The sequence below is a fragment of the Psychrobacter sp. TPE 89C genome (assembly GCF_055522395.1).
This window is the reverse complement of the sequence record NZ_JBVFXW010000004.1, coordinates 43,244-65,223: the sequence shown is the minus strand read 5'-3', so window position 1 is coordinate 65,223 and position 21,980 is coordinate 43,244. Positions and strand designations below refer to the sequence as shown.

The window sequence follows — 21,980 nt, the reverse complement described above, 5'->3', positions numbered from 1 at the left end:
GGTAAATATCGAAATTCTTACCCAACTTATCTCATAATTGTTACTATAAGTGCAATTTTATCTTTCAACTTTTTTATTGTTGCCATGCTTATGTCTAATATTGTGCTTGCTATCACTGGCGGTATCGCCGCTTATAAATCTGCTATATTTGCTCGCTTATTAATTAAAGCGGGCTTTAATGTGCGCGTCATTATGACCACAGGTGCACAGGCTTTTATCACACCGCTGACACTGCAAGCCTTGACTGGTAATGAGGTGCATATCTCACTACTTGATGAGCAAGCAGAAGCAGGGATGGGGCATATTGAATTGGCTAAATGGGCAGATTTAATCGTCATTGCACCAGCCTCGGCCAATACGCTCGCACGTCTTGCGATGGGTATGGCGGATGATCTGCTGACCACCGTTTGTCTTGCTACCACAGCACCTGTCATTGTCGCCCCTGCGATGAATCAGCAGATGTGGGCACATCCAGCGGTAAACCTGAATGTGCAAACGCTGGGCGACATGAATTATCATGTGATACAGCCTGCAAGCGGTGAACAGGCTTGTGGTGATGTGGGAGCGGGGCGCTTACCTGAGCCTGAGGAGCTATTGGCCGAAGTATTATTATTCAATGCCATGCAAACGACGCCGCAACTACTTGCAGGCAAGCGAGTGGTCATTACCGCTGGACCGACAGTAGAAGCAATTGATCCGGTTCGCTATTTGTCCAATCACTCTACCGGGAAAATGGGTTTTGCTTTGGCACGTGCTTGTGTGGCTGCCGGTGCCGAGGTGATTTTGATCACAGGTGGTAAAGTAGCACTGCCTACACCGCTTAAAGTCACGCGTATAGATGTCTTGTCTGCGCAAGAGATGCTGATTGCCGCGCAACAATGTGTGGATGGTACACATAGCGAGCTACAATACATATCTGAAGACGAGCATGACCATGACCACGACCATGATCATCATCATGACCACTCACACGACCACTCACATTCACATGACCACCACGGTGATTGCGATTGTGGGGACGAGCAGGATGATGTCACGCCTAGCACCGATGACAATGTAAGAGTCGCTGATATCTTTATTGCGACGGCTGCTGTTGCTGACTATCGTACGGAAGAGGCTGCTCCGCAAAAAATCAAAAAAACGCAAGATGCCATGGCGCTAAATTTGGTTAAAAATCCTGATATTTTGGCGACTATTTCTCTTGCGCATCCAGAATTGTTTGTCGTTGGTTTTGCCGCAGAGACCCAAGATGTCGAGCACTATGCTCGTGGTAAACTTATTTCCAAAAACTTAGATTTGATTGCTTGCAATGATGTCTCACGAGCTGATATTGGTTTTGCTAGTGACGATAATGCTATGCAGGTGTTTTTCTCAGAGCATTATGAGAATGATAGCATCATGCTTGAAAAAGCGAGCAAAGGTAAGATTGCTGAGCAATTGGCTAGTATCATCGGTAAAACAGTTTGGCAGCGCCATAATAGCTAAGATATGCGTTCTCTCTAAACAAGACAGTATGTGATGCGCCAAAACAAAACTGGCTAAGTACACATCGAATGGCATTAAGGACAGGTAATATGAAAATATTATCTGTCCTTAGTCGCTTTACTGGACTAAGATCTATTGCGTTCTTATCGCCATTATTGAAATTAGGGCAGGCATTAATGCTGTCGCTATAAATGTAGACATAAAGCCGTGAGTGGTATGACATATGATGGAAATGGCGGGTAACGATAGCACGCAGATGCTAATACTGACTTTGATTTTTGCAATGGCATCGCTGCTGCATGGTATTAGCGGGCTAGGTGTGACGTTGGTAACGACCACAGCACTTGCGAGCATTTACCCGTTACCACACGCGATTGTGTTGGTTATTTTCCCCTCTATATTACTCAATGCGATGACTTGGTTGTCTGGTGGTGGTCGTACAATTTGGCAAAACTTTACTTATTATGGCAGGCATTATTGGTTACTAGCACTAACCAGCTTACTTGGCAGCATACTAGGTGCCAAGTTATTGCTATGGATAGATAGTGCTTATATTTTATTAACACTGGCAGCGGTTATTGCCTTTTATGTCATCAGTAGTTTACTTGGCAAACAAATACGTCTACCAGATACCAAGCCTGTGCTGATTATGGTTGGTTTTAGTGCCGGCGTTATTGGTGGTGCGACCAATGCTATGTCGACCATCTTGATGATGTATCTGTTATCTGCCAGCGACGATAAAAACACCATCGCGAAAGTCGGTAATATGTGTTATTTCTTGGGTAAAGTTGCCCAGATTATCGTATTGCGTGAACCGATTATGGCATTGACCAGTGGTGAGTGGCAGCTGATTACTTTACTTAGCGTGATATCTATCGTTACTCTTTTGGTTGGTATTCGCCTGCGTCGTTACTTGCCGCAAGCTCGCTTTCGTCAGCTTATTTTATTGATTGTCACGGTGCTTGGTATTCGTGTGGGCTGGCAGGGGATTACAGCATTTTTGTAGTAGCTAATGTCTTTAAGTTGGCATAGGTGCGGTTTACTTACCAAAGAATATCTGCTGCGCCAAGCGAAACGTATTGCAATGCGCTTCCACCACATCTTCGATATCCTCTGAATAGCCGCCGCCCATCACGATAGCAACAGGGATGTTGGCGGTTTTTGCTTGCTGCAATACATATTCATCACGCGCTTTACAACCTTCCATCGTCAAACCGAGCTTCCCTAATTTATCAGTGGCCAATACATCTACCGCAGACTGATAAAAAATCATATCGGGCGCAAACTCTTTTATTAGGCGCGGTAGCGTGTCCTCTAGTATCTGTAAATATTCGGCATCACCCGTATCGTTATCTAGCTCAATATCCAAATCTGATATTTGCTTGCGAAAAGGATAATTCTTTGCACCATGCATACTGAACACAAAAACGCGTGGCTCGTCTGCCATGATGCTAGCGTTACCATTACCTTGATGCACATCTAAATCAACAACCAAAATCTTTTGTGCCAATCCGCGATCTAATAATAAATTGCTAGCAATACAAACATCGTTAAAGACACAAAAACCTTCGCCATGATTAGAAAACGCGTGATGTGTGCCACCGGCGACATTCATTGCCACGCCATATTGCTGTGCATATAATGCGCATTCATAGGTCGCATGGGCAATGTAGCGACCACGCTCTACCAACTCTGGCGTCATCTCAAAGCCAATGGCACGTGCTTCTTTTCGTGGTAATGTCTGCGTTTTCAGTTGATACCAGTAATCATGCGTATGCGTAGTCAAAATCTCGTCTTCACTCAAACGTGCAGGCGCAAAAAAGTTATCGGTCGTGATCGTCCCTTCGGCCAGTAAGCGCTCAGGAATCATGGTGTACTTCTGCATAGGGAAGCGATGCTTTTCAGGCACTGAGTAACGAAAAATATTAGAGTAGGCAATTTTTAGCATAAGGGCGATGGTTTTCTAAACGGGTGAGTGGATAGTAGGATAGTGTCCAATGATGGCTCTATTGCACAAACTGCGTGGGTAAAAAGAACGTGCGAGCGTCTGCTTGTTGGTGTAGCTCTGTAAGTAATGTTTGCATGTCTTCTGCAGGGTCTTGGTTATTGATCAAATCGCTAAATAACTCATGAGCGACGGTGGTCATAGCAACCACACTTTGTAGTAAGTGTTCGATAAGCGCCTTGTCGATATCAACTGCATCGACATCGATGGCGGTTTTGTAGCGTATTTCTCCGTCATTGACATCCATCTCTAGATTACCAATCATCATGTCATAATTGATTTGAGTGATTAGTAGCATCGCAGCGCTTTGATGACTCTCTGGGATTGAAAATGGCAAAATACCATAGACGGCCAGCAGTTTGTTTTTCTCCTGCCAACGAAATAGATAAGCAGAGATCAATTGTTTATGACGCATCGAAAAAGACAAATGGTGCGATTGCTGGTCATCATTGGCCTTCGGACGGTGGTAAGTATAGTGCCATTTTTTAGTATGGAAGTACTGCTTCAGACAGTCGATAATAAGTGTGTCATGTTGCTCGGGTTGCTCTTTCTCTAAGCTTAAAGCATCAGGCTGTACCTGCTCGCTTTTATTTTCAGTGGTAGGGTCAGAGTTACTCTCACTATCATCATGGTTATGCGAGTCACTATGGTTATCATTATGTTCATGTGAGCCACTATAATCATGTGAGCCACTAGTCTCTCTGCTACTTATATCATCATTGCGCATATCAGTATCAGCAATAGCCTGAGGCGCAGCAGCAGTCAATAACTGTTTGAGTTTTTGCCACAAGCTGAGTTTAGTCGTTTGGCTCATAATTATAGGTTGCTAATCAATAAGTGAATGATAAAGGCATCTGATGCATGACCCAAAATGTTGAGTTACTCGTTATTGAGTGCCAATCCTTCTTTGATATGCGATTGTGCATAAAATGCCTCTAACATCTCATGGATATGTGCCACAAACCATGGGCTATCAAGCGCATCGTGTACGACAGGCAGTAGCGCCGTACTAAACTGTGTCATGGCTTGCTCATCAATATGCAAACTAGCAGCAACAGTCGCAATCGTGTCTGTTTGATGATTGTCATACCAAGTATCGATGCTTGCTGTTGCTAGTGTATGCAAATAAGGCGACACGCGCAGGCGGTTATAGCTTTGCTGAATACTGGCTTCGATATGATCGATACTACTATTGTCAGGCTCGTCACGCAGATAAGTTTGCAGATGACTGACAGGCTGCTCTTTGATGCGCGCCCAACCAGTGACTAATAATCGTGCCACTTCTTCATTTGATAGATGTGCTTGCGCATTGGCTTCTGCCCGACGTGTTAAGTCTTTAATATTACGGTGCAAATAGGCTTGCAGTTTTTCATCAAGATTTCTGTTGGTCGCCTTTTCAAAAGAGCTGCGTCCCAGTTTCATCAATTTCCCAACACCACCCGCTTTATCTAGTGTGCTTTCCATAAAGTCGTTGATCGCGTGATATAGTGTCTGGGTCAGTAAATCTGCAAAGGTTTCATTACCGACTAGCGTGTGAATTAAAACATTGCGCTGCTGTTTATGACTGCCTACATAGTTGGCAAGCGTCTCAACCTGTGTATCATCTACTAGCTCGGATAGGGGTACGTTATCATTGACTGGGTGATAAATAACCGTGTGCAAAATATCACGGATATCCTTACGCATCACCGCCGTCATGGGCTGACTTAGTAGCCAATCACCCATCAAATGCTGCAAGTTATCACGGCTAATGTATTTGTTAAGTGGTTGTGCGCCAAACCATTGCCAAGCTTCCATACTCAGTGGCTCAGCCTGCTGGCGTAACCACTGCTGCATAAAATCAACTTGGGCGTCGATTAAGCTATTAATAGTGAACGTCGACGTGTTTGTTTCTAAGTCTAGGTTTTGGTTATCTTTTGAAGTCTGCATAGGTTTTGAGGTCATAGTAATCGACAATTTGTTATACTGGGTGTTTGTGGTAAGCATAAAGTATTATGCCATGAACATCGTATTTCTTTATGGTGAATATTGATTACTGTTTGATAAATAATGAGAGGTTTTGATGACAGCTTTGGATACGCCTTTACTGGTGCTTGACGGTTTGACAGTCCAGCGCGGTGAAATACCTTTATGTGAAGCAGTCTCTCTCAATTTATCTGCAGGTAGCATCTGTCACTTAATTGGTGCAAATGGTACGGGTAAAACGACATTGCTGATGCAGCTGGCTGGATTATTACCAGTCATTACTGGTGAGGTTGCTTATCAAGGGGCTATAAGTCTGCCTATTCAGCCTCTCTATGTCTCGCACCAGTTGGGTATTCATCCAAATCTCACCGTCGCGCAAAATCTAACATTTCTACTGAATTTATATGGTATCACACCAAGTGTCACTGATATCGATGATGCGCTCGCTTGGGTAGGATTACAAGGGTTTGAGACCGTTAGCTCCAGTCATTTATCTGCTGGGCAGACCCGCCGTATTACCCTTGCAAGATTATATCTATTAACCCCTGATATCATACCCTTGTGGTTACTTGATGAGCCTTTTACTGCGCTTGATGTCGATATGGTGGTACGAATGGAAGACAGATTGAGGGACTTTGCCAATGCTGGCGGCTCAATATTAATGACCAGTCATCAGGCCGTTGGCGTTGCCAATCAAGTGCTCGATTTGTCAGATTATATGGTATGAATGCGATAGCTATAAGAAGTGTGATAGCTCCAATAAATGTGGTAACTATAAGCAGTATAAGTGAAAGGACGGATAATGACAGACAGCCCCGTACAAACAACAGATAAAGGCTCGAACGTTATCGTATCAGCTGTGCGTGGCATCAGTTTTATGCAGTTGTGGCGTCGTGAATGGCAAGTGAAGCAGCAAGGAGCAGTGCAGTGGTTGTATCCTTTAGTACTATTTCTAGTCATTATTACGTTGTTTCCGCTAGCCGTTGGTAGTGAGCCTGCATTATTGCAGCGCCTCGGTGTGTCTGCCGTATGGATTGCAGCGCTATTATCATTAGTAATGGGCGTTGATGGACTATTTAAGCCGGCACTTGATAATGGTACGCTCGCACAATTAGTCGTCGCCAACGCTTCATTGCCATTGTGGGTATTGATACGTTTAGTGATTCATTGGATTTTTAGTAGCGGTATTGTGGCAGCGCTCAGCTTGCTTGCCGTACCATTGTTTCAGCTCAGTTGGTTTGAGGCGTGGATACTAATGGCCTCTATTGTGACGGGTAGCCCCATGCTGTTGATGCTGTCAGCAGTTGCCAGTAGTTTAACGCTATCATTAAAAAATGGCGCAGTGCTCGTGCCATTAATCGCGTTGCCGATGCAGTTGCCGGTATTGATTTTTGCGACTGGTGCCGTTGATTTATTTGCTTCTGGTTTGAATGGTTTGCCTATTTTAGCGCTGTTATTAGCAGGCAGTATTATTTCAGTTTTGATCATGCCATGGGTAATTGCGATGACCTTAAAAATGGCGTGGCTCAATTAAAAACCAAGTAGGATGCCTCAATAGTCCTCATAAAAAACCTTTGTATTAACAGCCTGTTGAAAACGGGTAATTTTGCTATAATAGCCAACTTAATACGCAAACAATCACTTGTAGATTCTATCCAGTGTTTAACGCCAGCAGGTTCATAGATAATAGCGCCCATAGTGTGCTGTGTCCGTTATGACCAAAGAGCTGCGCAAATAGGTTTATCCCCATGCCCAACCTGAATAACGTCTCATCTCCTAGCCTGTGGCAGCGCATTTGGCAAGGCTTTTTGACCACTGTGGGTACCAAGGAGTTTTTCCGTATCTTTGGACCTTGGGTTAAATGGTTGGCTATATTAGCCAGTATTTGCCTGCTGATAGGTAGCGTTTGGGGGCTTGCTTTTGCGCCGCCTGACTATTTGCAAGGCAATAGCTACCGCATTATCTTTATCCACGTACCAGCTGCTGGTCTTGCGATTTCTATCTATTTTGCGCTTGCTATACTAGGGGTAATTTATTTGGTCTGGAAGATTAAGACGGCCAGTTTGGTGGCTCAGGCGATTGCTCCCATAGGCTTCTTGCTCTGTATTATTAGCTTAATTACAGGCTCTATTTGGGCAAAACCCACTTGGGGAACTTATTGGGTCTGGGATGCACGCTTAACGTCTATGCTGATTTTAGCATTCTTATATGCTGGTGTTATGGCATTGTTCGCAGCCTTTGAGCATACTGCCAATCGCGGCAAAGCGGCAGCCATTTTATCGATTGTTGGTGCCGTGAACTTACCGATTATCAAGTACTCAGTACAGTGGTGGAATACGTTGCATCAAGGTTCGACTTTTAGCTTGACCTCAGCGCCAAAAATGTCGGCAGATATGTGGATGCCATTGCTATTGATGGTAATTGGTAGCTATTTACTGGTGGCAACGTTAGCGATTTATCGTACCAATACTTTGATATTGTATCGTGACCAAGGCAAAGCATGGGTGAAAGAATACATCCGTGGTCAACATAAATAACGGCTAGGAAACGATTATGCAGCCCTATTTTTATAGCGTATCTGAGTTCATCGCCATGGGTAAGCATGGTGTTTTTGTTTGGTCATGTTGGGCCATCACGGTTGGCGCGATGCTGATTTTTATTGCTTATAGTCGCCGCCAGAGACAAGCTCTTATCAAGCAGCTGACAATTCAGCAAGCCCGTCAGGCACAGCGTACGACTAAAGCAACACCATCTGCGACCAAGCACTCTCGTTAAAAAAACATTTCGATATCATGACTTTAGTGCATAAATGGTCAATGAGCCATTCATCAATGGGTAACATCATACCTCACTATAAGGCCTATTGATTTGTCCGAAAAATGCTACCATATAGCCGTTAGAAGAGTACGATTAGAAAGACATTTTTAGAAAGTTTTTCTAATGGTAGTTTCTTCAAATTTTTCTGTTTTATAGATTGATTCTGGTTTGTAAAACAGCGACTCATCAATGAGGTAGTGGTATGAATGCAGTTCGTCGCAAAAAACTGATGTGGGTTATGTTTACGCTTGCAGGAGCCACAATAGCCGTGGTGCTGGTGCTGTATGCTATTGGGCAACAGACGGACTACTACTTTGACGCGACCGCTATAGCAAAAGGTGAGGCACCACAAGATAAGCGCATTCGTGCAGGCGGTATGGTGGTCGCAGGTAGCGTACAGCGTGCAGCAGATAATCCGCTGAATGTTGAGTTTGCTATTACTGATTTTGAGTCAACCGTTCCAGTGACTTATCAAGGTATTTTGCCAGATTTGTTCGCTGAAAACTCAGGTGTGGTTGCCACTGGTAAAATGCAGGGCGATACCTTTGTGGCTGGTGAAGTATTGGCAAAGCATGACGAAAACTATATGCCTCCAGAAGTGGCAAAATCAATGAAAGAGAACAATCGTAGCGGTGCCGTACCTTCTTCTGAGCAATACAATCCTGCTGAAAAGGTTCATGAGACTGATACGCTGCAGCAGTAATACAGTCATTCCACTATGAAAGTATTACTGCGTTAACCTCGCTTGAAGTATTTAATATACATCTACGCTCGGTTGCCTTGTACTACTTCTAAATTGAATCGAATGTATTTGAACAAGATTAATCACAAAAAAGAGCCGCTAAAATCAATTAGCGGCTCTTTTTTTATATGGGTTTTAGAGTATATCCTAGGGCGTGTCTTCAATTCACCCGATAGTCATCTAAATGGGCTAAAAATGGCTAAGTCTTGCCAAACATCGTCAAATAGCTGGTTAATATCCCGATATTATCTGCGCTATTTTTCTTGTTTGACGGCAATTTATCTCATTTTTATCACCATTTTTGAAATGAAGACACGCCCTAATCAAATATGTGCTTTGCTCGTTTAAATTTAGAATACGCTCTAATATGACGAAATATTAGTCATCCCATACAGGGCTATAGTCAGGATGTTCAATTTTACGACCATCGCTACTAGCTAAGTTGCCAATTTTTTCTAATTCTTCCGCACTTAATTGCACATTGAGGGCATCTAAGTTGCCTTGTAAATGGTCAGGGTTTGCAGTCTTCGGAATGGCGACACGATGCTTATCTGATAAAATCCAAGCCAATGATATCTGCGCTGGTGTAACATTATGCTTATCTGCAATTTCTTTGATGGTATCATTATCAAACACATCACCACGCGCGAGCGGTGAGTAAGCTTCTAATAGAATATGGTGATTGTTCAAAAAAGTCTGCAAAGTATTTTGCTTGATGAATGGATGAAACTCAACCTGATTGACCACAATTGGTACGTCAGCATACTTTTCAGCTTCAATAATGTTCGCAATATTAAAGTTAGATACACCGATGTGACGTGTCAGGCCTTGTTTTTGTAGTTCGCACAATGCAGGAATGGTTTCAGACAGTGGTACACGATCATCAGGCCAATGTAACAGCAGTAAATCAACGTAATCAGTGTCTAAATTTTCTAAAGAACGCTTGGCTGCTGCGATTAGTTTTTCTGGTTGGAACTTCATATCATCAGGAAATATCTTTGTGGTCAAAAAGAACTTGTCACGAGCCACACCTGATTGTTTGATACCTTGGCCAACTTCTTTCTCATTGCCATAAGCCTGAGCAGTATCGATATGCTCGTAACCCATCTCTAACGCTTGTTTGACGACGTCGATGCAATCTTGTCCGGTTGATTGCCATGTGCCGAGACCGAGTACAGGAATGTTTGCTTGTCCAGCGGTACGAATTTTATAATTTTTAACGCTCATATTATTATCCTTATAGTTTGTCATCTAATTTATCAGCAATAGTTATATTTAATTTTGCCTATTAACTATTAAGCTCATCTACTATAAGAAAAATCTGTGTGAAGTGAAAGAGCGAGTGACGGTTTCCTACAAAGGACTAACAGGTTGTAACGTCATTTTCACTATATAGGTCATCCCGCTATAAAAGTATTACTGCGTTAATCTTGTTTAATCTCCTATTTATAGTACTTTCACTGGGCTTCGTTATATCCAAATTATATTGGATAGACTACAAGTAATTGTTTGCCGTTCATAAAATTGAGATCAAAAAAAACCCATCATTTGTGAATGATGGGCTTTTACTACTTAAGCTCAAAAATGGTTTATTTAGAGCAACCATTTGTGAGTGTTAGTCTACTTACTGAGCAGCAGCTTCAGCAGGTGCAGCGGCGTCAGTCTGTGCACCATGATCAGCGCCCCAGATTTTTGGATATTTATAACCTGGGAAAGTGTCATGAGCGTACTTCTTGAAAGCTTCTGAGTTATAAGCGTTGGTTACGTCTTCAACCCATTTTTTGCCAGTATCAGCAGACTTAATCGCTGACCAGTTGACATAAGAGAAGCTTGGCTCTTGGAATAGAGCTTCTGTTAGCTCGATACCTGCATCCGTTGCATAGTTACCGTTGATAACGGCAAAGTCAACTTCATCACGGGCGCGTGGCAACTGAGCTGCTTCTAATTCAATGATGTCGATATCATATTTACTGTTATCAGCGATATCAGCTTTTGATGCAGTCAATGGATCGATATTGTCTTTTAGGGTAATCCAACCAAGATCATTCATCATAACCAAGGCACGTGCAAAGTTGCTTGGATCGTTTGGTGCAGAGACACTCATGCCTTTGAAAGCAGCGTCAAGCGTGTTCTTTTTACCTGAGTAAATACCAAGCGGAGCCGTTGGTACTTGGAATGCTTCTACTAGATCAAGATTGTTTTCTTTTTTGAAATTATCAAGATAAGGCTTGTGCTGGAAAATATTGATATCCAAATCACCTTCAGCCAATGCAAGGTTAGGGCGCACATAGTCAGTAAAGGCAATCAGTTCAACTTCATAACCTTGAGCTTCAAGTGAGCCTTTTACTTGGTTACGTACCATATCGGCAAAGTCACCTTCGGTAGTGCCGATAATGATTTTTGTATGCTCAGGATCGATATCACTAGCAGCAGTTTCTGTAGTTGATCCTTCAGTCACAGGCTCTTGGGTCGCTTCTGGTGCTGATGAATTGCTACAGCCAACTAACACTAGGCCTGATACACCAACAGCGGCAAATGCAGTCGCCAACTGACGGCTGATATCTGTTAATTTCATGGAACTTCCTTAATAAGAGATATGGGATAAAGGGTTAAATAATGACCATTAAAAAAGCAACATTATCAATAGTAATGCTGCTGAGTTAACGGCTGTTAATTTAGTAACAAAATTAAAGGGTCTCAGTAACAAAGTCAAGCGTTTTGCTTAGTATGAATCGGCATGAAGCCTTGAATATTATTCATATAAGCATTGTCTTACTTGGTTTTGTTTTTTATTGGAACCGTTTCTAGCGTTTATCCAAGCGAGTGGCTAACCAGTTACCAGAGGCTTGAATCGAAATGACCATTATCGATAATACGATGACGATAAAAATCATCACCTCAGTTTGATAACGATAATAGCCATAACGAATGGCCAAATCACCCAGACCGCCACCACCAATCATACCCGCAGCTGCTGAATAAGAGAGCAGGCTGATACAAAGTATAGTCACGGACAATACCAGTCCTGAACGGGCTTCATTGAGTAAAACCTTGATAATGGTCAAAGGCCGTGCGCCCATCGATTCAGTGGCTTCAATAATACCGCGCGGCACTTCACGTAAGTTTTGCTCGACCAAACGGGCAAAGTAAAACGAACCCGCGATAGCGAGTACTAATGATGCGGCAATAGGGCCAATACCAGTACCTACAATGGCCTTAGTAAAGGGGCTCATAGCAATCATTAGAATCACAAAAGGGAACGCACGCATAAAGTTGGTGATACCACCAAGCACACCATACAATGTCTTGTTTTGCAAAAACTGTCGATCACTGGACAAAAATAAAAATATGCCAAACAGACCACCAATGACAATGGCGACTGTTGTAGAAATACCAAGCATAATAAAGGTATCGACAAAGGCACTTATAATTTCTTTGCGCAGCACCAACAATTTATCTATCGAGGCGGATAATTCACTACCAGTTAACATGTTTTTTCTCCTGCCTCATTAGTCTTCGTGCACTAAGCCTTGGCCAATAGGGGTGGTTGCCTGAATCAGACCATCTTTGACATCTGCAACTTCTAGTAGTTGTCCTTGATGTAGCAATGCGGCGCGATCGCAGAGTCTACGAATGACACTCATCTCATGAGTCACAATGACAATGGTGACTCCAAGTTGCTCATTGATATCACGTAAGCATGTCAGCAAACTACGGGTCGTCGCAGGATCTAGCGCACTGGTTGGCTCATCGGCCAACAGTACTTTTGGACTGGGTGCAATTGCGCGGGCAATACCAACACGCTGCTTTTGTCCACCTGATAGCTGGGCAGGGTAGTGGCCAGCACGGTCGGTTAAATCAACGATTGCTAGACAATCCATAACGCGTTTATGAATATCACGGCTTGGATAACCAGAGATTTTTAAGTTAAATGCCACGTTATCAAAAACAGTTTGATTAGACATCAGGTTAAATTGCTGAAAAATCATACCAATATTATGACGTGCGATACGCAGCTCACTGGCAGATAACGTTGTTAAGTCAGTACCATCGATGATGACTTGACCAGCATCTGGGCGTTCCAGCATATTAATCAGACGCAATAAGGTTGATTTACCGGCACCTGAATATCCCATTAGGCCGAATATTTCGCCTTGTTGGATAGTGAGAGATGTCGGCTCAACGGCAGTAAACCAATGCGGTTTGCCGTTTTTGTCCTTGATTGATCGGTCGCTTAAGAAGCTTTTGGTCACATCGTTTAAGACAATCATGTCATTCATGGAGGGCTCAAAATTCAATAATATTTTAATAGTCATAAACGTATTGTTTCGCTTCTACTACTGTGTAAGAAGCCAATTAAAAAACAACCGTCAACAACCCTATAATAAGGGGCGCTAATATAGCATATTATCAAGCACTTTGGATATGCACATCCGTGACACGCTTATGACTAATAGCTATTAGGCGTAAGAACTTTGAGGAAACGAGAGGATAGTGAAGTCGTGATAGGAAATGTGCATCTGATAGCACGATTAACTAATCATGCTGGTGGTAATGTGGATCATGCTCGACTGGTATGATGACTAAAAACCGAGTATGGCCATTCAGGGTATCAGTGAGAATACGGCCCTGATGTGCGGTGACAATTTGCGACACTAGAGACAAGCCTAGTCCAGAGCCTTTATTTTTTTGCTGTAAACGTACAAATGGACTGAATACTTCTTCACGTTTGTCTTCAGGAATACCTGTACCTTCGTCAATCACTGCTAGTACTGCATATTTCGGTAATGGGCGTACAGGTTCCGCTTTGGCTTTCTTTATATGCTTGGCAAATAGGCTTTCTTTGCGTGGTGAACTCTGAGTTTCAACGGCATTTTGATCATTATCTTTAGAATCATTCTGCATGCTGGTTTTGGTGTTATTTTTCGCGATGCCAGAATCAATAGATGCCTTATTCGTTTTTTGAGCGTCTTTTGAATGAATACTTATATCGCTATCAGTAGACACCTCAGTATCGGGGACGATTCTCCAAATAACTTTTTTGATTCTGTCGGTCAAATCATTGGTAAAGCTATAATAGTCGGCAATCAATGAAGATTCGCTACTGGTCTCTACTGTGTCGCTGAGGTTTGTTGAATTTTTAGTAATATCAGCATCAGTCTGTTTATCGTTAGCATTGTCTTCTATAAGAGTAACACTAGCTTCTAGGTTTTCGTCATCAGTATCTGGCGTAATGCTTGTACCGTTTTTATAGATAGGCGGTGCTGGTAATATATCTTTGGTATCTGTTATTTCAGACTTGCTCTTATCGATAGTATTCAACGAATCATCTAAATCTGAAGCGTTGTGAGTGCCATTTTCGCTGACATCGATGGGTGCATCATATGATTCGAAATCAGAGCTTCCATAATCAGCAAAGCTGTTGCATAACACGGTTTGTAGCAGATAGTCAGGAACGTTATCAGCTTCATCGATCGTTTGAACACCGTACAGTAATACTGTCACTGGCGGTTTGCCATGTAACATTGCATTGGTTAGTAAGTTGCGGATTAAGTGAGTCAACATCGATGACTGGCCATCAATGACGATGTGCTCACCAATTAGAGTGGCTTCAGGATAATGCTGACGCTCTTGATTGACTAAGTCGTATAAATCTAAATGCTCAACTTGTTGCAGGGCATGACCAGCATCTAAACGGCTGACCAGTAAAATACTCTCTACTAAATCATTAAGTCCTGATAAGTCGCGATTGATTGCATGAGCACGCTTATCAAATTTTGCTTTGGTATCGGTTGGTAACGAACCAGTCAGCATGTCCATCATTTCGATTTGCAGGCGAATACGCGTAATGGGCGTACGTAGCTCGTGGGAGGCATGTGCTAATAGCAAATTATTAGCATCGATAAGATGTTCGATTTTTTGTGCAGCTTGGTTAAATCCGCGTGCCAATGAAGCAATCTCATCGTTACCGCGAGCATTCACTCGTACTGTAAAGTCGCCATCACCCAACTGAGTCATCTGTTGGCTCATCTGATTGATACGCCAAGTAATGGTTCGAGCAATCCACCATAGGACACCTGCCATAATAAATAGCAGCAATAGAGTGCCTGTGAATAAATTCAGGGCAGCAGAGAGTACGGGTTTTTTGGGAGGTAAGCGTGATTCATACAATAATGTATAGCCAGTAGTGCTATAGACCTGAGCTTGCTTGGTAGGGGAGGTTTCTGCAAACGAAGGGAACACACGAGATAACAAAGAAGGCGGTTCTGGCAGCTCTAGCGGTAAGTCACTGTTGTCTGTTTGCATGAGCAGCCGACCTTGGCTGTCATACAAGCCCATCTTAGCTTGTAACGACTCATCAAAAATATCAAAGCTTTTTTTAACCACTGCCAGCATAAACCGAGACTGTAAGCGATTGTCTCGGCTAATGGAAGTATTCAGTTCATGCAGGAATGGGTCTATCTGTCCCAAGATTTGTGTAGCGAGTACTTCTGAGCGAATACCTGCATCTTTATCATGCACAAGTTGCGTCAACAGCACCATAGCCACTGCAAATAAGATAAGTGCCATCATGACACTGGCAAACAACTTGGCAAATACGGAACGAAAACCCAACTGCTGCATTAAACCATCTCTATTATTGAACGCTTATATCGATGCATCCTGTTAATTCTGTAAAACTGAATCAACAGGATGGTTGTTTTCTCGATCTATCAGCTGTTTTCTATGATCAAACCTGATCAGTGGCAAATTGATAACCGACACCGCGTACCGTGATGATACGTTTTGGCTGGCGTGGATTATCTTCGATTAAAGCGCGCAAGCGTGAGATATGTACATCAATGGCACGATCAATGTTGTCTGAGCTATCATCGTTTGGCATGGCTTGCCAAAGCTGCTCACGATTCAGTACTTTACCAGAATGTGTGGCAAAATAATGCAACAATTGGAACTGATGCGTCGTCAAACGTACAGCTTCATCATCGATAGTAACTTCATGGCTATCAGGGAATACGCTCAAACGGCCAAAAGTCAAACTGTCTGACTGGCTATCTGCTTGATTCGGTTGCTCGTGACGACGAATGACAGCACGAATACGTGCTAGCAGTTCACGCGGTTCAAAAGGCTTAGAGATATAGTCATCAGCACCCATTTCAAGACCTAACACGCGATCGGTCGTATCACCTTTCGCTGTCAGCATGATGATTGGCACTTTGTTGGTCATATTGTTTTTGTTGCCGCGAATTTTTTGACACACCTGCATACCATCCATATCAGGTAGCATCAAGTCAAGAACAACTAAGTCAATATCACGCTCTTTGGTGTCTAATAATTCAAGACCTTCTTGACCAAGACCTGCATGATGCACATCATAATAATTCATGGTTAGGTAGTCACTGATCAATTCAGCTAAATCAGGATCATCTTCAATCAATAAAATTTGCTTACTCATGGGTTATCCTCTAGTTGTTGTTATGGTTTATCAAAAGTTTAATATGCTCTGATATTTAAATCATGACAAATACATCGATGGTTTTAATTTCTAAAGCATTCAAACCGTTAAGCCTCTAAGATTTCAAAGTTTCTTTCAAAAGTAATTGGTTTCAGAAGTGAAAAGTATCTAGCCAGTAGTTAGTTCTTAGTAATTTATAATACTTGGCTAATGCGATATATCATACTGCTATATTGCCTAATTAGGCTGTTACAAAACAAGAGAGGCTTTGTTAATATTTCTACACAATGTAACTGTCGGTATGAATGACTACGAAACATTGACCTTTTTGCCATCAGAATCAAGCGGCAAATCAGCCAAACAAATCAGACTGTCATTGCTAATACCTGCAATCAGATATTGTTCTGTCGAGGGGTTGTACTCGACTACCTCAATAGGGTAGCGTTTTAAATGCTGGTCTTGTCCGATAATCCATACATTAGCCGTCAATGGCGTGAGTGGTTTATATGGTGGCGTTTGCAACTCTGTCAAGTCGACATCATGTAGCGCACGTTTAGGCACAATAGTACCCACGTCTATCTGACCATAGTTGACTCGCCCGGTTACTTGCATATTTGGTAATAACTGCTTACGACTGACCTCATTGTCAATAACATCAACATTGACCATAAGTCTTTTCGGTTGACTGGTCGCAGTCAGCTTACTGATTTGTCCCGTAAATTTTTCTAAGATATTTTCAGCAGTAAAATTGACAGTTTGACCTACCGACAGTTGCGGTTCAGCTTGAATAGGTAGCATAGCGGTAAAGTGTAATTTAGTCTCATCGCTAAATTTTAGGAGTAGCATTCGAGCTTCTAGCTTTTGACCTGCTTTTGCATACAGGTTTTCTACACGTCCTGAAAAGCTAGCACGGATAGTAATCAATTTATACTGAGGCTTTGAGCTCTCTATGCCTTTACTATTATTAACCTCACCATCACTTGAGCTAGCTATAGCTGCATTTGTCGTTAATGGCTCTGTGCCATCAGATAAAGCCTTCTTAATGGTTGTATCATTATTTACTGAAGGTTGATTGGGTTTAGCGTTTGCGATGGTATCTTGAGCATTAGTCTGTTTGGCAACATCAGTACCACTTTGCACCTCAGTGTCTTGATCAGGCTTATCTGAATCTGCCGCTGTATCGTCTGATATATCGGATGAGTTGACTGTTCTACTTTCTGTTTCCAATCGTCGGACAATGAGTAACGGTGTGTCTTTTTCTACCCATTGACCTTTAGTAACTAAGACTTTTTCTACATTAATTGGGTGTACTGTCACAAATTGGGTTTGTTTGATAGGTTCTATATTGCCTTGCAGACCAAGGCTAGGCTGGTAACGTGAAGATTTTATACTCAATATATGATCAGGTGTAATGGTAACACTATCGTCAGTAATGATAACAGGAGTGTCTACTGCCGGATGGTTTTCAGTGGCTACTGGATTATCGGTAGGCGCTGGCGGCTGACAAGCAGCAATGAGTAGAGCACTCAATAAATAGCTGCTGTTTTTAAAGATTTTGGGAGCTGTCATCGCGTTCACCATAGTAGTTATTATTTTATTATATAGTGAATTACAGTGCGGTGAAATGACTGCTAAACACTTACTTAACGTTATAAAAATTCGACTAATAGACCAAATAATGTCAGTCATGACAAACGTATCTAGCATAATAACTCTCTAGCCTACTGGTCAGTTCGTATATTAAGTCGATTATGACTAGAAAAGGGTTGATAACTGTGTTAAAAACGAACCTAACAAAGAATTTTGATACATTTTTATCACAAAAGAAAATTGTCCAGCAATATTTTGATCGTTTCTATATAATGTAAAAATATCATAAAGTTGTCGACTGTTTTTTTTGATTGGAGTGTTCAATATTTAAATTATCGTTTAAGTCATTAAAAAATGCTTTGCGTAATATAAAAAGTACCTTCATTTTAATGAGTAATATTAACAGTGCAGTGGTTCGCCCAAAACGCGAAGAGTTAGGCTCAATTTTCTAAGCTTATTAATAAAAAAGTGCGTATAGTAACTCATGTTGACAGCATGTTTGGTGGGTCAATACTGACAGATAGTGGGTTCGCTGTCATAACATATGGTAATGCAAGTTTAGCCGTTCGTATCAATCCAATAGTGAATGATACGACATGTTGAAATAACAGTTAAAATTTTGTATTGATCGATAGAATTACGAACAAATAGTCGTTTATAGGACAATGATAATGGAAAATGATTTTAGTGGTTTGAAAGTAATGGTAATTGATGATTCAAAAACCATTCGCCGCACCGCAGAGACTTTGCTTCAAAAAGCGGGCTGTGAAGTTGTGACTGCTATTGACGGTTTTGATGCTTTAGCAAAGATTGTTGATAACAACCCAGATATTATTTTTGTCGATATTATGATGCCACGTTTAGATGGTTATCAGACTTGTGCCTTGATAAAAAATAACCCTGATTATGCGAAAAAGCCAGTCATTATGCTGTCTTCTAAAGATGGTCTATTTGATAAAGCACGTGGTCGTATTGTTGGTTCTGATGAGTATCTGACCAAGCCTTTTAGTAAAGACGAGCTGTTTGAGGCGATTAACCAATACCGTTAATACGTCAAATGCTGGCATTAGCAACAGAGTATGTACGTCTAATATAAATTTTCGTTTAGGCTTATTGTTGGTATGATTTATGCATGTTGTTTTAGGTTGGGTGGTACGGTCAAAATACCTAACATGAGTGACAATTAATGATAGTTACTCAGTATTTCATAACAACTGTTAAGAAAGTGATGTTGCCAATTATTTTTGCCGATTCACTTTCGTTCGGGTTGTCTCAATAATATAACGACATATCCTCTTGGATATTTTCGAAAATAAAGGAAATCCCTATGACTACCGTTTTAGTCATTGACGACTCGCCATCTGAGATGGCGAAATTTCGCGATATGCTTGCTAGGAATGACTTTCAAGTCCTAGAAGCAACAAATGGTGAGCAAGGCTGTCAAATGGCAGTTGACCACTTGCCAGACGTCATTTTGATGGATGTAGTAATGCCTGAGATGAATGGCTTCCAAGCTACTCGAAAGATTACTCGTGATAAAGCCACTGCTCATATTCCTGTGATTATGATCAGTACTAAAAATCAAGAAACAGATAGAGTTTGGGGAAAGCGTCAAGGCGCTAAAGAGTATATCGCCAAACCAGTTGATGAAAATGGATTGGTTAATATCATTCGCAAAGTAATGGAGTAGCTTGTGGCTTCCAAAGGTTTTATTGAGCTTCTGCGTTTAGCAGATTTGGCACGCGCACGCAAAAGTGGTCGCCGCGGTGGACAAGAGTATGACTGGCAAGGTGTAGTATTTGAGATTGGTGGACAACGTTTGGTTGCGCCGATGGGTCAGGTATCAGAAGTACTAGCCATGCCAGAATTTACCAGCTTGCCTTTAGTAAAACCTTGGATGCTGGGTATTGCCAATATTCGTGGACGCCTATTACCAATAACGGATTTGTCCCGTTTTCTACAGGTTCCTAGCCGCTTAACGCAAATGAGCCAACGTAAAGTCATTGTCATCGATCATGACAATCTCTTTTCAGGACTGGTGGTAGATCAAGTGATTGGTATCGAACAATTTACGCATGATCAATACCGTGCAGAGGCAATTGAATCCAGTTCGCCTTTTGCACCTTATAATCATGGTAGATTTTTTAAAAATGAGCAAGACTGGTATGTTTTTATGCCCAGTTTACTTGCACAAGACTTGCAATATACCGATGCTGCAATATAGCTATCGATAACAGATATCTGACTGTTAAGGCTATGATCAAGTAATAGCGCACGATACGGTACGGTTGGATATCAGCATTCACACAGGCTTTGTTAATCACTGTTGTTTTTATAACAATGAGATTGTCAAAGTCAGTCACGATAAGACTTTGATGATTGTTTTAAAGGAATATGCACGATGAGTGATGTTATAAATAAACCTGTAGCTGGTACACCCAATTCAACAGCGGGTGGCACAAACGCTAATAGTGAGTGGAAGTTATTATTAGCACTTTTTGTTTTAATAAGTGTGGCTTGTCTGATTTGGTTGTTGAATTCTTTATCATCAGTGAGTCAGTATTTTTTAGACTTTACTCAATCAGTTGTTTTGCCTGTGGTTGTGTTTGTGATAGGGGTGCTAGGAATAGTATTTGCTCTGTACCAATTACTTAAACAGCGTGGTGGTTCAGAACGATTACTTATTGAAAAAGAAACATTACGTCGTCGCCAAGAAGCAGAAGCTGAGTCTGAGCGCGCGCGTCAAATCCAAGAAGAAAGCGAGCGTAACCAGGTAGCTATTCTGCGTTTGCTTGATGAATTGGGTGATTTGGCAGAAGGTGATTTAACTGTTAATGCAACCGTATCAGAAGATTTCACTGGCGCCATTGCTGACTCAGTGAACTTTGCAATTGACCAACTTCGTCAGTTGGTACTGGTCATTAACAATACGGCCGATCGTGTTTCGCAGTCTTCGGAACAAACGCAGATGAATGCGGTTGAGCTTGCTGAAGCATCTGAGCATCAAGCACAAGAAATCGCTGGTGTATCAGCAGCCATCAATGAGATGACAATCTCGATTGACCAAGTTTCAAATAACGCTTCAGAATCTGCAACTGTTGCTCAGCGCTCAGTTGCCATTGCCTACAACGGTGCAGAAGTTGTACAGCGCTCTATTGAGGGTATGAACGTTATTCGTGATCAGATTCAAGAAACATCAAAACGTATCAAACGTCTGGGTGAGTCTTCGCAAGAGATTGGAGATATCGTTAACTTGATTAATGATATTGCTGACCAAACCAACGTCTTAGCATTGAATGCTGCGATTCAGGCATCGATGGCTGGTGAAGCAGGTCGAGGCTTTGCGGTTGTTGCTGATGAAGTACAGCGTCTGGCTGAGCGCTCAGCTAATGCAACCAAACAGATTGAAACACTGGTAAAAACTATTCAGGCAGATACCAACGAAGCAGTTGTATCAATGGAGTCGACAACCTCTGAAGTTGTACGTGGTGCGCGGTTAGCAAAAGATGCTGGTGAAGCACTAGAAGAGGTACAGAGCGTTTCTAACACATTGGCTGATTTGATTCAGAACATCTCAAATGCTGCACTACAACAGGCTGAGTCTGCTGGACATATCTCACATACCATGAATATCATTCAAGATATTACTTCACAAACATCCTCTGGTACGATGGCAACTGCACGATCTATTGGTGAGCTGAGCGAAATGGCAGCAGCACTACAAGAATCCGTAACAGGCTTTAAAGTATTGAGTGATGATGAGCTGCTGGATAACGAGCAAGCATTATCAGCAAGTGCATGATGATCATGTTGGGCATTATTTGAGCACTAGTAAGTTAAGGCTTAGAGGTTCTACAGTATTTTATATTAATATGTTAATTACATTACTATGTAAATGATAATGGTTTACTTCGGTAATTATA

The 21,980-nt window shown here is 41.9% G+C and carries 20 protein-coding genes and 1 pseudogene; 11 read left to right on the top strand and 10 right to left on the bottom strand.

The window, feature by feature from the left end; genetic code table 11:
- Positions 1–90: 90 nt before the first annotated feature.
- Entirely contained in the window at positions 91–1,485 is a 1,395-nt protein-coding gene (coaBC, locus tag ACZW67_RS02665; protein ID WP_465182054.1) for a bifunctional phosphopantothenoylcysteine decarboxylase/phosphopantothenate--cysteine ligase CoaBC, read from the top strand.
- Between the two features lie 223 nt (positions 1,486–1,708).
- A complete protein-coding gene (locus tag ACZW67_RS02660; protein ID WP_465182053.1) occupies positions 1,709–2,491 on the top strand; it encodes a sulfite exporter TauE/SafE family protein in 783 nt (260 codons plus the stop codon).
- Positions 2,492–2,524: 33 nt separating this feature from the next.
- On the opposite strand, the gene ACZW67_RS02655 is transcribed toward ACZW67_RS02660, so the two are convergent.
- The 3 genes from ACZW67_RS02655 to ACZW67_RS02645 form a co-directional block, all read right to left on the bottom strand.
- Entirely contained in the window at positions 2,525–3,433 is a 909-nt protein-coding gene (locus ACZW67_RS02655; RefSeq protein WP_465182052.1) for a histone deacetylase family protein, read from the bottom strand.
- A gap of 58 nt (positions 3,434–3,491) precedes the next feature.
- Positions 3,492–4,304 carry a YbjN domain-containing protein gene (locus ACZW67_RS02650; protein WP_465182051.1) on the bottom strand — a complete coding sequence of 271 codons (813 nt, stop codon included), beginning with the start codon at positions 4,302–4,304 and terminating at the stop codon, positions 3,492–3,494.
- 65 nt (positions 4,305–4,369) lie between these two features.
- On the bottom strand, positions 4,370–5,419 hold the full coding sequence (locus ACZW67_RS02645; RefSeq protein ID WP_465182050.1) for a hypothetical protein: 1,050 nt from the start codon (positions 5,417–5,419) through the stop codon (positions 4,370–4,372).
- A gap of 133 nt (positions 5,420–5,552) precedes the next feature.
- On the opposite strand from ACZW67_RS02645, the gene ccmA reads away from it, so the two are divergent.
- The 5 genes from ccmA (at position 5,553) to ccmE (ending at position 8,975) form a co-directional block, all read left to right on the top strand.
- A complete protein-coding gene (gene ccmA / locus ACZW67_RS02640) occupies positions 5,553–6,182 on the top strand; it encodes a heme ABC exporter ATP-binding protein CcmA (protein WP_465182049.1) in 630 nt (209 codons plus the stop codon).
- 150 nt (positions 6,183–6,332) lie between these two features.
- Positions 6,333–6,989, top strand: a complete 657-nt coding sequence (locus ACZW67_RS02635; protein WP_110924123.1) for a heme exporter protein CcmB — start codon at positions 6,333–6,335, stop codon at positions 6,987–6,989.
- 214 nt (positions 6,990–7,203) lie between these two features.
- Positions 7,204–7,992: a heme ABC transporter permease CcmC gene (ccmC, locus tag ACZW67_RS02630; protein WP_465182048.1), complete on the top strand. Its 789-nt coding sequence runs from the start codon at positions 7,204–7,206 to the stop codon at positions 7,990–7,992.
- A gap of 16 nt (positions 7,993–8,008) precedes the next feature.
- On the top strand, positions 8,009–8,230 hold the full coding sequence (gene ccmD, locus ACZW67_RS02625) for a heme exporter protein CcmD (RefSeq protein WP_110924042.1): 222 nt from the start codon (positions 8,009–8,011) through the stop codon (positions 8,228–8,230).
- A 244-nt stretch (positions 8,231–8,474) separates the two neighbouring features.
- The gene (gene ccmE / locus ACZW67_RS02620) at positions 8,475–8,975 is read left to right on the top strand and encodes a cytochrome c maturation protein CcmE (protein ID WP_465182047.1); all 501 of its coding nucleotides are present in this window, start codon (positions 8,475–8,477) and stop codon (positions 8,973–8,975) included.
- A gap of 417 nt (positions 8,976–9,392) precedes the next feature.
- Here the strand turns inward: ccmE and ACZW67_RS02615 are convergent, their stop codons facing one another.
- The 7 genes from ACZW67_RS02615 to ACZW67_RS02585 all read right to left on the bottom strand — a co-directional run bounded on the left by ACZW67_RS02615 (position 9,393) and on the right by ACZW67_RS02585 (position 18,036).
- A complete protein-coding gene (locus ACZW67_RS02615; protein WP_465182046.1) occupies positions 9,393–10,241 on the bottom strand; it encodes an aldo/keto reductase in 849 nt (282 codons plus the stop codon).
- Positions 10,242–10,638: 397 nt separating this feature from the next.
- Entirely contained in the window at positions 10,639–11,589 is a 951-nt protein-coding gene (locus tag ACZW67_RS02610; RefSeq protein ID WP_465182045.1) for a MetQ/NlpA family ABC transporter substrate-binding protein, read from the bottom strand.
- Positions 11,590–11,818: 229 nt separating this feature from the next.
- Positions 11,819–12,505, bottom strand: coding sequence for a methionine ABC transporter permease (locus tag ACZW67_RS02605; RefSeq protein ID WP_465182044.1), 687 nt, complete (start codon positions 12,503–12,505; stop codon positions 11,819–11,821).
- Positions 12,506–12,523: 18 nt separating this feature from the next.
- On the bottom strand, positions 12,524–13,294 hold the full coding sequence (locus tag ACZW67_RS02600) for a methionine ABC transporter ATP-binding protein (RefSeq protein WP_181416320.1): 771 nt from the start codon (positions 13,292–13,294) through the stop codon (positions 12,524–12,526).
- A 256-nt stretch (positions 13,295–13,550) separates the two neighbouring features.
- Positions 13,551–15,638, bottom strand: a complete 2,088-nt coding sequence (locus ACZW67_RS02595) for an ATP-binding protein (RefSeq protein ID WP_465182043.1) — start codon at positions 15,636–15,638, stop codon at positions 13,551–13,553.
- Between the two features lie 106 nt (positions 15,639–15,744).
- On the bottom strand, positions 15,745–16,467 hold the full coding sequence (locus ACZW67_RS02590; protein WP_110924036.1) for a response regulator transcription factor: 723 nt from the start codon (positions 16,465–16,467) through the stop codon (positions 15,745–15,747).
- A 309-nt stretch (positions 16,468–16,776) separates the two neighbouring features.
- Entirely contained in the window at positions 16,777–18,036 is a 1,260-nt protein-coding gene (locus tag ACZW67_RS02585) for an efflux RND transporter periplasmic adaptor subunit (RefSeq protein WP_465182042.1), read from the bottom strand.
- Between the two features lie 692 nt (positions 18,037–18,728).
- On the opposite strand from ACZW67_RS02585, the gene pilG reads away from it, so the two are divergent.
- From pilG to ACZW67_RS02565, 4 genes and pseudogenes are all read left to right on the top strand, one after another.
- Positions 18,729–19,106: a twitching motility response regulator PilG gene (gene pilG, locus ACZW67_RS02580; protein WP_465182041.1), complete on the top strand. Its 378-nt coding sequence runs from the start codon at positions 18,729–18,731 to the stop codon at positions 19,104–19,106.
- Positions 19,107–19,384: 278 nt separating this feature from the next.
- Positions 19,385–19,747, top strand: a complete 363-nt coding sequence (locus ACZW67_RS02575) for a response regulator (protein WP_465182040.1) — start codon at positions 19,385–19,387, stop codon at positions 19,745–19,747.
- Positions 19,748–19,750: 3 nt separating this feature from the next.
- On the top strand, positions 19,751–20,281 hold the full coding sequence (locus ACZW67_RS02570; protein ID WP_465182039.1) for a chemotaxis protein CheW: 531 nt from the start codon (positions 19,751–19,753) through the stop codon (positions 20,279–20,281).
- Between the two features lie 519 nt (positions 20,282–20,800).
- Positions 20,801–21,859 (top strand): annotated as a pseudogene (locus ACZW67_RS02565) (methyl-accepting chemotaxis protein); the annotation flags it as partial.
- Between the last annotated feature and the right edge of the window lie 121 nt (positions 21,860–21,980).

Excerpts from the sequence above, each read along its gene's own strand:
- ccmA (WP_465182049.1), top strand. The coding sequence starts at position 5,553 with ATGACAGCTTTGGATACGCCTTTACTGGTGCTTGACGGTTTGACAGTC.
- coaBC (WP_465182054.1), top strand. The coding sequence starts at position 91 with ATGTCTAATATTGTGCTTGCTATCACTGGCGGTATCGCCGCTTATAAA.
- ACZW67_RS02650 (WP_465182051.1), bottom strand. The coding sequence starts at position 4,304 with ATGAGCCAAACGACTAAACTCAGCTTGTGGCAAAAACTCAAACAGTTA.
- ACZW67_RS02660 (WP_465182053.1), top strand. The coding sequence starts at position 1,709 with ATGATGGAAATGGCGGGTAACGATAGCACGCAGATGCTAATACTGACT.
- ACZW67_RS02610 (WP_465182045.1), bottom strand. The coding sequence starts at position 11,589 with ATGAAATTAACAGATATCAGCCGTCAGTTGGCGACTGCATTTGCCGCT.
- ACZW67_RS02590 (WP_110924036.1), bottom strand. The coding sequence starts at position 16,467 with ATGAGTAAGCAAATTTTATTGATTGAAGATGATCCTGATTTAGCTGAA.
- ACZW67_RS02595 (WP_465182043.1), bottom strand. The coding sequence starts at position 15,638 with ATGCAGCAGTTGGGTTTTCGTTCCGTATTTGCCAAGTTGTTTGCCAGT.
- ccmD (WP_110924042.1), top strand. The coding sequence starts at position 8,009 with ATGCAGCCCTATTTTTATAGCGTATCTGAGTTCATCGCCATGGGTAAG.
- ACZW67_RS02605 (WP_465182044.1), bottom strand. The coding sequence starts at position 12,505 with ATGTTAACTGGTAGTGAATTATCCGCCTCGATAGATAAATTGTTGGTG.
- ccmE (WP_465182047.1), top strand. The coding sequence starts at position 8,475 with ATGAATGCAGTTCGTCGCAAAAAACTGATGTGGGTTATGTTTACGCTT.
- ACZW67_RS02600 (WP_181416320.1), bottom strand. The coding sequence starts at position 13,294 with ATGAATGACATGATTGTCTTAAACGATGTGACCAAAAGCTTCTTAAGC.
- ACZW67_RS02635 (WP_110924123.1), top strand. The coding sequence starts at position 6,333 with ATGCAGTTGTGGCGTCGTGAATGGCAAGTGAAGCAGCAAGGAGCAGTG.
- ACZW67_RS02615 (WP_465182046.1), bottom strand. The coding sequence starts at position 10,241 with ATGAGCGTTAAAAATTATAAAATTCGTACCGCTGGACAAGCAAACATT.
- ACZW67_RS02645 (WP_465182050.1), bottom strand. The coding sequence starts at position 5,419 with ATGCAGACTTCAAAAGATAACCAAAACCTAGACTTAGAAACAAACACG.
- ACZW67_RS02575 (WP_465182040.1), top strand. The coding sequence starts at position 19,385 with ATGACTACCGTTTTAGTCATTGACGACTCGCCATCTGAGATGGCGAAA.
- ccmC (WP_465182048.1), top strand. The coding sequence starts at position 7,204 with ATGCCCAACCTGAATAACGTCTCATCTCCTAGCCTGTGGCAGCGCATT.
- pilG (WP_465182041.1), top strand. The coding sequence starts at position 18,729 with ATGGAAAATGATTTTAGTGGTTTGAAAGTAATGGTAATTGATGATTCA.
- ACZW67_RS02655 (WP_465182052.1), bottom strand. The coding sequence starts at position 3,433 with ATGCTAAAAATTGCCTACTCTAATATTTTTCGTTACTCAGTGCCTGAA.
- ACZW67_RS02585 (WP_465182042.1), bottom strand. The coding sequence starts at position 18,036 with ATGACAGCTCCCAAAATCTTTAAAAACAGCAGCTATTTATTGAGTGCT.